Source organism: Stenotrophomonas sp. YJH_SMC_138, assembly GCF_059369855.1.
Genome location: NZ_JCAFTB010000006.1, coordinates 61,832 through 72,133, shown reverse-complemented (window position 1 = coordinate 72,133; position 10,302 = coordinate 61,832). Strand labels below are relative to the sequence as shown.

The 10,302-nt window shown below is 67.8% G+C and carries 12 protein-coding genes; 9 read left to right on the top strand and 3 right to left on the bottom strand.

Annotated elements, in window-relative coordinates; genetic code table 11:
* Genes AC5P7I_RS13855 through AC5P7I_RS13845 form a run of 3 tightly spaced genes read right to left on the bottom strand, consistent with a single transcriptional unit; the run spans nucleotide 1 to nucleotide 2,001 of the window.
* Nucleotides 1–693 (bottom strand): Rossmann-fold NAD(P)-binding domain-containing protein, encoded by a 693-nt coding sequence (locus tag AC5P7I_RS13855; protein ID WP_032961090.1) that lies wholly within the window; start codon nucleotides 691–693, stop codon nucleotides 1–3.
* 13 nt (nucleotides 694–706) lie between these two features.
* Nucleotides 707–1,381, bottom strand: a complete 675-nt coding sequence (locus AC5P7I_RS13850) for a ChrR family anti-sigma-E factor (RefSeq protein ID WP_075075968.1) — start codon at nucleotides 1,379–1,381, stop codon at nucleotides 707–709.
* On the bottom strand, nucleotides 1,378–2,001 hold the full coding sequence (locus tag AC5P7I_RS13845) for a sigma-70 family RNA polymerase sigma factor (RefSeq protein ID WP_014647131.1): 624 nt from the start codon (nucleotides 1,999–2,001) through the stop codon (nucleotides 1,378–1,380). The genes AC5P7I_RS13850 and AC5P7I_RS13845 overlap by 4 nt, the downstream gene beginning before the upstream one ends.
* 134 nt (nucleotides 2,002–2,135) lie before the next feature.
* On the opposite strand from AC5P7I_RS13845, the gene AC5P7I_RS13840 reads away from it, so the two are divergent.
* From AC5P7I_RS13840 to AC5P7I_RS13800, 9 genes are all read left to right on the top strand, one after another.
* On the top strand, nucleotides 2,136–2,903 hold the full coding sequence (locus tag AC5P7I_RS13840; protein WP_495222162.1) for a hypothetical protein: 768 nt from the start codon (nucleotides 2,136–2,138) through the stop codon (nucleotides 2,901–2,903).
* Between the two features lie 81 nt (nucleotides 2,904–2,984).
* Nucleotides 2,985–3,935, top strand: a complete 951-nt coding sequence (locus tag AC5P7I_RS13835) for an acyl-CoA desaturase (RefSeq protein WP_075075970.1) — start codon at nucleotides 2,985–2,987, stop codon at nucleotides 3,933–3,935.
* Between the two features lies 1 nt (nucleotide 3,936).
* On the top strand, nucleotides 3,937–5,214 hold the full coding sequence (locus AC5P7I_RS13830) for an NAD(P)/FAD-dependent oxidoreductase (protein ID WP_049439856.1): 1,278 nt from the start codon (nucleotides 3,937–3,939) through the stop codon (nucleotides 5,212–5,214).
* Complete coding sequence (locus AC5P7I_RS13825) at nucleotides 5,211–5,978, top strand: DUF1365 domain-containing protein (RefSeq protein ID WP_014647127.1); 768 nt, start codon at nucleotides 5,211–5,213, stop codon at nucleotides 5,976–5,978. Before AC5P7I_RS13830 ends, AC5P7I_RS13825 begins: the two co-directional genes overlap by 4 nt.
* Nucleotides 5,975–7,234, top strand: a complete 1,260-nt coding sequence (locus AC5P7I_RS13820) for an SAM-dependent methyltransferase (protein ID WP_049405283.1) — start codon at nucleotides 5,975–5,977, stop codon at nucleotides 7,232–7,234. Before AC5P7I_RS13825 ends, AC5P7I_RS13820 begins: the two co-directional genes overlap by 4 nt.
* A gap of 1 nt (nucleotide 7,235) precedes the next feature.
* Nucleotides 7,236–7,781, top strand: a complete 546-nt coding sequence (locus AC5P7I_RS13815) for a DUF2878 domain-containing protein (protein ID WP_262087586.1) — start codon at nucleotides 7,236–7,238, stop codon at nucleotides 7,779–7,781.
* Nucleotides 7,778–8,563, top strand: coding sequence for a DUF1295 domain-containing protein (locus AC5P7I_RS13810; protein ID WP_046430504.1), 786 nt, complete (start codon nucleotides 7,778–7,780; stop codon nucleotides 8,561–8,563). Before AC5P7I_RS13815 ends, AC5P7I_RS13810 begins: the two co-directional genes overlap by 4 nt.
* Entirely contained in the window at nucleotides 8,560–9,633 is a 1,074-nt protein-coding gene (locus AC5P7I_RS13805) for an SAM-dependent methyltransferase (RefSeq protein ID WP_262087585.1), read from the top strand. The genes AC5P7I_RS13810 and AC5P7I_RS13805 overlap by 4 nt, the downstream gene beginning before the upstream one ends.
* A gap of 8 nt (nucleotides 9,634–9,641) precedes the next feature.
* Complete coding sequence (locus tag AC5P7I_RS13800) at nucleotides 9,642–10,175, top strand: lipocalin family protein (RefSeq protein WP_111206860.1); 534 nt, start codon at nucleotides 9,642–9,644, stop codon at nucleotides 10,173–10,175.
* The last annotated feature ends 127 nt before the right edge of the window (nucleotides 10,176–10,302 follow it).

Here is a 10,302-nt window from a genome sequence, read left to right as displayed (position 1 = left end):
TCAGGCGGACGCATCGCGCATGCCTGCCGCGATCCGGTTGATATCCGCGCACTCGATCGTGGCCGGCGGGTTTTCTCTTCCGGCCAGGGCGATCATGGCCATGCCCAGCGCCAGGTTGCTGGTCATCAGCGAGGGCGCGAGCGCACCGGCCAGTTTCATCAACGGTGCGCCGCCCCAGTACAGGGGTTTCAACAGGGCATGCCGGGTACCTGTCCCCGGCACCGGCCGGACCCCGCCCGGACGCAGCATCACCGCGCGCAGCGGCAGCGCCTGCAACGCCCGCTCGGTCTCGCCCTTCACCCGCAGCGGCATCAGCCGGCTTTGCGGGTCCGCGCCTGCGCCGGAGACATACAGGAAGGACCCCTGCGGATTCACCGCAGCCCAGGCGCGGGCCACTGCCAGTGTGGTGTCCAGGGTCACGCGCCGGTACTCGGCCTCGGCAGTGCCAACCGGTGGCGCACCGGCACAATAGAAGCATGCGTCGTACCCGGCCAGTTCATCACGCTGCGCGTCGATGTGCAGGAAGTCCGGGACCACCCGTTCGCTGCCGGGTCCGCGCAGGCTGCCCGGGCGCCGCACCAGCGCGGTCAAGCCGGCAACCTGCGGCGAACGCTGGCAGGCCAGGGCAACGCCCTGCCCCACCAAGCCTGCAGCGCCGGTCAGGAGAATCCGCAATGTCCGTGCCTGAGCCATGGCCAGGGCCGCACTAGAGTTTCACGAACCGCTGGATCTTGCGCGCCAGCCACCCGCTGAACACCAGCGGTGCATCCAGCGCCGACACGCAGATGCACGGCACCCCCGGCGCGGTCACCGGCTGATGCTCCACGTCTTCATCCAGGTCCGCCACGTCGCCGGGTGCGAACAGCCCCAGCGCATCGTTGTAGGAACCGCGCAGGATCTGGGTCAGCTCGCTGCGGCCATGGCTGTGCATGGGCAGGCATTTGCCCGGGGCGATCCTCAGCATGATCAGCGAAGGCATCTGCTCGGCACGGATGCAGTGCACGCCGGGTGCCATCCAGCGCCAACGCAACCCACTGAGCGATGCCCCGAAGTAGGGGTGCAGCGAGGCAGGCAGATGGTCCGGGTCGGCCTCGGGCCGCTCCTTCGGCACGGGACGCGCGGCCTGGTCCATGGCAATCGGCATTTCCGCAGCCAGCTGCATCAGCATGGCCTCGCGCAGCTGTTCGCGGCGTGGATCAGGCGCGGGCGGCTGGGTCTGCTCGAGCAGCACCGAGCCGATCGCCTCGGCCTCGCGCAGGCGCTGGCGGCAGTGCGGGCACTGCTCCAGATGCGTACCAGCGACCACGCTCAGTGGCGCGGGCAGCGCGCCTGCGGCATAGCTCATCAACGTCGATTCGTGCAGGTGGTGGCGCGGGTTCACAGCGCACCTCCCACTTTGGCCTGCAGCTGCAGGAACGCGCGCCGCAGATGCGACTTGACCGTGCCCAAGGGCATGCCGATCGCCTCGGCGATCTCGCTGTGGCTCTTGGCCTCGAAATAGGACATGCGCACCAAGCGCGCCTGCACGGCGGGCAGTTCGTTGATGCGCTGGCGCAGCCGGGCCTGGTCGGCAAACTGTTCGGCGCTGCTGCGTTCGATCACATCCAGGGTTGCTGCGTCCTCGACGGCTGCCTGCACCTGCATCCAGCTGCGCTCGCGGCGGATGCGGTCAATGTGCAGGTTACGGGCGATGCGATACAGCCACGTGCTCAGCGCACCCTGCGCGGGATCGAAGTCGGCCGCGCGCAGCCATAGCCGCAGCAGGCTCTCCTGCGCCAGTTCCTCGGCCACCGCGTCAGGCACGCCCAGGCCCCGCAGGTATACGCACAGCCGCGGCATGAAGTAATCATAGATCCGCATGAAACAGTCGCGGTCACGAAGCCGTGCCACGCCGTCCATGTCACCGGCCCAGTTCGTCGGCTCGCTGCTCGGCTGCTGGGAACTGGACACGATGCGTGCGGTATCGAAGTTGAGGGGGTTGCTGGCGGCGTCAGGGTACATCGGCGTTCGCGGCGGGCGGGTGAAGGTCTGTCCTCTGTACGCGCAGGGGCCGTGATTGGATGCAGCCGCTGCAGACGCATCCAACCGCCCATCCCCGCCGTATGACCTCAGCCCTCCTTTCCCGGATGAACGCGATGCGTACCGCCTGGCTGCTGCTGTGCCTGCCCCATGTCGCGCTGGCCGCGCCCTGGCTGCGAAGCGAGGGGGTAGCAACGTCGTCGCGCGGCGACCTGCTCTACCGCGAGGTGCACTGGCGACGCGATGCGGCCGAGGGTGCCGAGCGCTGGGTGCTGTACCAATGCGCGGACGGGCGGCCTTTCGCCCGCAAGCACCTGCCGGCCAGCGCGGACCCACAGGCGCGCGGCTATACCCTGGAGGACCGGCGCAGCGGCCAGAAGGCCGACGTCGAGGCCGCCAGCGGCAGGGTCTCGATCGCGTGGAAGGAGGATGCCGGCAGCCCACCGGTGCAGCGCGAGCTCGACCTGCCGACCGGCGCGGTCATCGACGCAGGGTTCGACGCGGCGGTGCGCCTGCATTGGCAGGCGCTCATGCGCGGCGAGCGTGTGACCCTGCCCTTCCTGGTTCCAGCGCGGCAGCGCTACTTCCCGGTGCAGGTAAGGCGCACCGGCCCGCAGCGCTGGCAGGGGATCGATGCGCAGTCGATCGAGGTCAGCCTGGACACCTGGTACGGCGGCATCGCGCCACGCCTTGCGCTGGTATATGCCAGCGCTGACCAGCGCCTGCTGGAGTTCCGTGGCACCAGCAACCTGCGCGATCAACGCGGTGCCTATCCACAGGTGACGTTGCGCTTCATCGCCGCAGCGGCTGGTCGCCCCGCCAGCGAATGGCAGCAGGCCTGGGCGCAGCCGCTGACAGATCGCTGCACCGTTACGGCCAGGTGAAATCCAAATTTCCTGCCGCGCTCCGCATCCAGTGGGCCTTCTGCCGCGTAGAGGAAGACACGAAACCCGCCGAGATCCGCCATGGCCTCTGTAGCGCCCCTCCCCCGTCGACGCTGGCGCCTGCTGCGCACGCTGCAGCGCTGGTTCGATACCGGCAACGCCGCAGAGGCCACCGGCGAGCGGCCGGGGCGGATCGACTGGGTGCGCGCCGTGCCCTTCGCGCTGATGCACCTGGCCTGCATCGCAGTGATCTGGGTGGGCATCTCGTGGACAGCGGTGATCGTGGCTGCAGCACTCTATGCGGTGCGCATGTTCGCCATCACGGCGTTCTACCACCGCTACTTCTCGCATCGCACCTTCCAGGCATCGCGGCCGGTGCAGTTCGTGTTCGCGGTGATAGGCGCCTCCAGCGTACAGCGCGGGCCGCTGTGGTGGGCCGCCCACCATCGCCACCACCACCGTCACGCCGACCAGCCGCTGGACCCGCACTCCCCCCGTGAGGGCGGCTTCTGGCGCAGCCACATGGGCTGGTTCCTGACCCGCGAGGCCTTTGCCACCGACCTGTCGCGGGTGCCCGACCTAGCGCGCTACCCGGAGCTGCGCTGGCTGGACCGCTTCGATACGGCTGTGCCGGTACTGCTGGCCGCAGCGCTGTATGCACTGGGCGCCGGGTTGGAGCGCTGGGCGCCAGGCTTGCATACCTCCGGCTCGCAGTTGCTGGTGTGGGGCTTCTTCATCTCCACCATCGTGCTGTTCCACGCCACGGTCACCATCAATTCGCTGGCCCATCGCTTCGGTCGCCGCCGCTTCGAGACCCGCGATGACAGCCGCAACAATCTCTGGCTGGCGCTGCTCACCTTCGGCGAAGGCTGGCACAACAACCACCACTTCTTCCCGGGCACCGTCCGCCAGGGCTTCCGCTGGTGGGAAGTGGACCTGACCTGGTATGGACTGCGCGCGATGGCGGCGCTTGGGCTGGTCAAAGGGCTCAAGCCGATTCCCGAGTGGGTGCTGGCCAAGGCGAGGTACTGACATGCGCATCGCGATCATCGGTTCGGGCATTGCCGGACTGGCCAGCGCCTGGTGGCTGGACGGCGAACACGACGTCACGCTGTTCGAGGCCAACGACTATCTGGGCGGCCATACCCACACCCACGACGTGCAGGTGGATGGCGTCCGCATGGCGGTGGACACCGGCTTCATCGTGTTCAATCCCCAGCACTACCCGCTGCTGACCGCACTGTTCGACGAGCTGGGCGTCGCCTCGCAGCCGACCACGATGAGCTTCTCGATGCACAGCGAGCGCAGCGGCGTGGAGTACAACGCCACCTCGCTGGATGGCCTGTTCTGCCAGCGCCGCAACCTGGTGTCGCCGCGGTTCTGGGGCATGCTGGCCGACCTGCGCCGGTTCTACCGCGATGCCCCCCTGTTGCTGGCAGAAGACGAGGGCCCAACGTTGGGGCAGTACCTGCGCAGCCAGCGCTACGGCGATGCCTTCATCGACGAGCACCTGCTGCCGATGGCCTCCGCGCTGTGGTCGTCCCCGACGGCCACGGTGATGGACTTCCCGGCGCGTTATCTGGCCCAGTTCATGGCCAACCACCAGATGCTGCAGATGACCGGGCGTGCACCGTGGCGGGTGGTGAGCGGTGGATCGGCCCGCTATGTCGACGCCCTGCGCGCCCGCTGGCGGGTGCATGAGCGGCTGGAGTGCCCGGTACAGTCGGTCGAGCGCATGCCGTGGGGCGCTCGCGTGCACAGCGCGGCCGGCGTGGAAGGCTTCGATGAGGTCATCCTGGCCTGCCACAGCGACCAGGCCCTGGCGCTGCTGCGTGACGCCGACCCCATCGAACGCGACGTGCTCGGCGCCATCCGCTACCAGGCCAACGAAGCGGTGCTGCACACCGACGCGTCATTGCTGCCGCGCAACCGCAAGGCGTGGGCGGCATGGAATGCCCATGTGCCCCGCGACCCTGCCGCGCCCTGCACGGTCAGCTACTGCATGAACCAGCTGCAGGGCCTGCCCGGCAGCACGCCCCTGGTGGTAACGCTCAACCGCAGCGAGGCAATCGACCCGGGCAAGGTGCTGCGCACCCTGCATTATGCGCACCCGGTGCACGACCATGCCGCAGTGCGCGCGCAACAGCGCTGGGCCGAGCTGCAGGGCCGCCGCCACACCTGGTTCGCAGGCGCCTATTGGGGCTGGGGCTTCCATGAGGACGGCATCCGCAGCGCCCGCCGCGTGGTCGATGCACTGCGCACCTGTGAACCGCACCACGTCATGGCGGCTCCCGGCGAGGTGGCCGCATGAGCGCCAGTGCGCTCTACTTCGGGCAGGTGGCGCACCGCAGGCACCTGCCACACCCGCATGCGTTCCGCTATCCGATCGCACAGCTGCTGCTCGACCTGGATGAACTCGACAGCGTGTTCGCCGGGCGCTGGCTGTGGTCGATCAATCGCCGCAATCTGGCCGAGTTCCGTCGCAGCGATTACTTCGGCGATCCCGCGCGGCCCTTGGCCGATGCAGTGCGCGACCACGCTGCATCAACCCTGGGCTACCGGCCCACCGGCCCGGTCCGCCTGCTCACCCATCTGCGCTTCGCCGGTCACGTGTTCAACCCGGTCAGCTTCTACTACTGCTACCGGGCCGATGGCAGCACGCTGGACTGCATCGTCGCCGAGATCACCAACACACCCTGGAAGGAGCGTCACGCCTACGTGCTGCCGGTCGCAACGGCCACGCAGGAAGGGACCTCGCTGCGCTGGCGGTTCGACAAGTGCTTCCATGTCTCGCCCTTCATGCCGATGGATTGTCATTACGACTGGCGGTTCAACTGCCCTGATGAGGACCTGCGCGTGCACATGCAGGTCTGGCGCGACGGCGCGCGCCAGTTTGATGCCACCCAGGTCATGCAACGACACCCCCTGGATGGCCGCGGGCTGGCCCGCGTCCTGGCCTGCTATCCACTGATGACCACCCAGGTGGTGGCCGCCATCCACTGGCATGCGTTGCGGCTGTGGCTGAAACGCAATCCCGTACACGACCACCCTACCCTTGCCGAGAAACCGCGATGAATTCGATGATTCCTTCGGTCGCGCTGCCGCGCCCCGGCGCATTGGATGCCTTCCTGCGCCGCCGCCTGCTGGCCCAGCTCGCCCCGATGCGCGACGGCCGCCTGTGCGTGCGCGACGCGCTGGGCGAAGTCTGGTTGGGCGATGCCCGCGGTGAGCTGCATGTCACCGTCACCATCGAGGACCCGGCGTTCTATCGCAAGGTGGCGGCCCAGGGCAGCGTCGGCGCCGGCGAAAGCTACATCCATGGCGAATGGCGCTGTGACGACCTGGTCGCCCTGATACGGCTGCTCGTGCGCAACCGCGATCTGCTCGACAGCATGGAACACGGCCCGGCGCGCGTGGGAGGCTGGCTGCTGCGCGGCTGGAACCGCCTGCGCCGCAACAGCCGCGAAGGCAGCCGCCGCAACATCGCCGCGCACTACGACCTCGGCAACGACTTCTTCGCCCTGTTCCTGTCACCGGACCTGATGTATTCCTCGGCCCTGTTCGCCGAAGAGGGCGAGTCGCTGGAATCCGCCTCGCGGCGCAAGCTGGACCGCATCTGCCAACAGCTGCAGCTCAAGCCGGGCGACCGCGTGGTGGAGATCGGTACCGGCTGGGGTGGTTTTGCGCTGCACGCGGCGCAGCACTACGGCTGCCACGTCACCACAACCACGATCTCCGCCGAGCAGCATGCACTGGCCAGAGAGCGCGTCCGCGTCGCCGGGCTGCAGGACAAGGTCACGCTGTTGATGCAGGACTACCGCGACCTGCAGGGCCAGTTCGACAAGCTGGTATCGATCGAGATGATCGAAGCCATCGGCGCCGAATACCTGGACACCTACATGGCAACGCTGCAGCGCCTGCTCAAGCCCGATGGTGTCGCCCTGCTGCAGGCCATCACCATCGAAGATCACCGCTACGAGCAGGCACGGCGCAGCGTCGACTACATCAAGCGCTATGTGTTTCCGGGCAGCTTCATTCCGTCGATCAACGCGATCATGGCGGCCAAGACCCGATCCAGTGATCTGCAGCTGGTCGCCCAGCAGGATTTCGGTCACTCCTACGCACTGACCCTGCGCGCCTGGCGCCAACGCTTCCTTGCCCAGCTGCCCGCTGTGCAGGCACAGGGCTTTGATACGCGCTTCTGCCGGATGTGGGAGTTCTACCTGGCCTATTGCGAGGGCGGCTTCCTGGAGCGTTCGATCGGCGTTTCGCATCTGCTGCTGGCGCGCCCCGGGCATCGTCCCGCTGGCGCATCGGGTCAAGGCGGCTGAGGTGCGCCGGTTCTGGGCCAATCTGCTTGGCAACCAGCTGGTCTGGCTGTGCGCCGTGGCCGGCGCCGGGCGCGGCTGGCAATGGCCGGCGCTGCTGGCAGCGTCGCTCTACATCGGCAGCCAGCTGCTGACCTCGCCGCAACCTCGGCTGGATCTTCGGCTGATGCTGTTGGCGATGGCCTGCGCGTGGCTGGTCGACGCCAGTGCCGCCGCCAGCGGCACCGTACGCTACGCCGCGGCCCCGCTGGGCTGGACGCCACCCCTTTGGATCATGGCGTTGTGGGCCGCGTTTGCGATGACGCTGACCACTTCGATGCGCTTCCTGCTTCGCCACCCTGCCCTGCCAGCCGCGTTCGGCCTGCTGCTGGCCCCGCTGGCCTATCTCTCCGCAGCGCGCGGTTTCGATGCGGTTCGATTCACTACGCCGCTGTGGCAGGGCCTGCTGGTACTGGGGGTGGGCTGGAGCATCGCGCTTTCGCTGCTGTGCATGGCCTCTCGTCGCGGCTCCCGCACCATTCCACCGCCCTTGGCCGGAGCGCCGTCATGATCAATCTGGTGTGGGTACTGCTGTATGCCGTGCTGGTGATGAGCTGGGGCTGGGCCTGGCAGCGGCGCCACCGCAACATCGGCGTGGTCGATGTGCTCTGGGCCAAGGGCGTGGGTGCTTCGGCCCTGTTGCTGGCGTGGCTCGGCGATGGTGCGGCGGCGCCACGCATTGCACTGGGCGTGCTCGGTGGCCTGTGGGGCAGCCGACTGGCACTGCACCTGTGGCATCGGGTCCGCCATGAACAGGAAGACGGTCGCTACCGTTATCTGCGCGAGTACTGGCAAGGGCATCAAGCCAAGATCTTCGGCTTTTTCATGGCCCAGGCACTGCTGGTCGTGCTGTTCGCCCTGCCCTTCGTCGCGGTGGCTGCCAATCCACAGACCAGCATGACGTTGTGGGTCGTGGCCGCCGCACTCGTCTGGCTGCTGAGCGTCGGCGGCGAGAGCCTGGCCGACCATCAGCTGGCCCGGTTCCGCGCGAATCCGGCAAACCAGGGTCGCACCTGCCGCGCCGGGCTCTGGCGTTACTCCCGCCACCCCAACTACTTCTTCGAGTGGCTGCACTGGTTCAGCTATGTCCTGCTCGCGGTCGGCTCGCCGCTGTGGTGGCTGGCGTGGTCCGGCCCGCTGCTGATGTATGTGTTCCTGCGCTACCTGAGCGGCATTCCGTTCACCGAAAAGCAGGCGCTGCGCAGCCGCGGCGACGATTACCGCGCCTACCAGCGCAGCACGCCGATGTTCTTCCCCTGGTTCCCTCGTCCTTCCAAGGAGCATTCCGCATGAGCGCGATTCCGTCACTGACCCCGGCCGACGACGCGGAAACCGGGCTGATCGCCTGGGCCGAACGCGGCCTGGTTCCCGATGCCGCGCTGCGCGCCGGCATCCGTCGCCTGTGCGCGCAACGCCTGCACGAGGAAATGCTGGGCGGTATCGAAGCACAGTCCGCACGCTTCGGCCGTCGCATCGCCGAGCTGGCCGACAGCCCGCTCGCGCTGCATACCGACGCGGCCAACCGCCAGCACTATGAGGTTCCGGCGGCCTTCTTCCAGGCCTGCCTGGGCAGGCGCCTGAAGTACAGCAGCTGCTACTACCCCACCGGGCGCGAAACGCTGGACCAGGCGGAGGACGCCATGCTGGAGCTGTACGGCCAGCGCGCCGGACTGGCCGATGGCCAGCAGATCCTCGAACTGGGCTGCGGCTGGGGTTCGCTGACCCTGTGGATGGCCGAGCGCTATCCCACCGCCGCGATCACCGCCGTGTCCAATTCGCACAGCCAGCGCCAGCACATCATGGCGCAGTGCCAGGTCCGGGGGCTGCACAACGTCGAGGTGATCACCCGCGACGTCAACCAGCTCGAGCTGCCAACTGCACGCTTCGACCGCTGCGTCTCGGTGGAAATGTTCGAGCATGTGCGCAACTACGAGCGCCTGCTGGCGCGCATCAGCCAGTGGCTGAAGCCCGACGGCGCGCTGTTCGTGCACATCTTCGCCCACCGCACGCTGATGTACCCGTTCGAGACCGAGGGCGGCGACAACTGGATGGGCCGCCATTTCTTCACTGGTGGCCTGATGCCGGCGGCCGACACGCTGCTGCATTTCCAGCGCGACCTGCGGCTTGACCAGCGCTGGTTGCTGGACGGCACCCACTACCAGCGCACGGCCGACCACTGGCTGGCCAACCAGGATGCAGCACGCGAGGCGGTGATGCCGGTGCTGGTCGCGACCTACGGCCAGGCCGCCGCGAAGATCTGGTGGCAGCGCTGGCGCATGTTCTGGATGGCATGCGCCGAGCTGTTCGGCTACGACGACGGCCAGCAGTGGCTGGTCGCCCACTATCTGTTCCGCCCCCGTTGAGGTGTGACATGCGCATGCGCTCGCTGCTTCCCCTGCTGGCATTGAGCCTGTTTGGTTCCGGCTGCAGTTCCACCGATACCCGTCCCCTGCCCCGCCCGCCCTCAGTGGACGTGCCACGCTTCATGGGCGACTGGTATGTGATCGCCCACATCCCCTCATGGCCGGAGCGCAAAGCTTTCGACGCGGTGGAGAGCTACGCATTGAAGCCCGACGGGCGCATCCAGACCACCTTCACCTATCGCAAGGGCAGCTTCGACGCCCCCCAGAAGTCGATGCACCCTGTGGGACGGGTCGAGAAGGACGGCAACGGCGCCATCTGGGGTATGCAGTTCATCTGGCCGATCCAGGCCGAGTATGTGATTGCCTGGCTGCGCGATGACTACGGCCAGACCATCGTCGCGCGCAGCAAGCGCGACTACGTGTGGTACATGGCACGCACGCCACAGGTGTCCGAGAGCGACTACCAGCAGGCCGTGCAGCGCATCGCGGCCATGGGTTACGACACCGCAAAGCTGAGGCGCGTGCCGCAGTCGGTGCGCTGAGCCATCGGTCATCCCCACGCAGCACCTGCTGACGGCAGGGCGTGTCGACATCTGCTTGCGCCGGATGTCGCATTCATCACCGCTGCCGCATCGTTCATCCGGCACGCGCGCAGCCGCTGCCGGAACC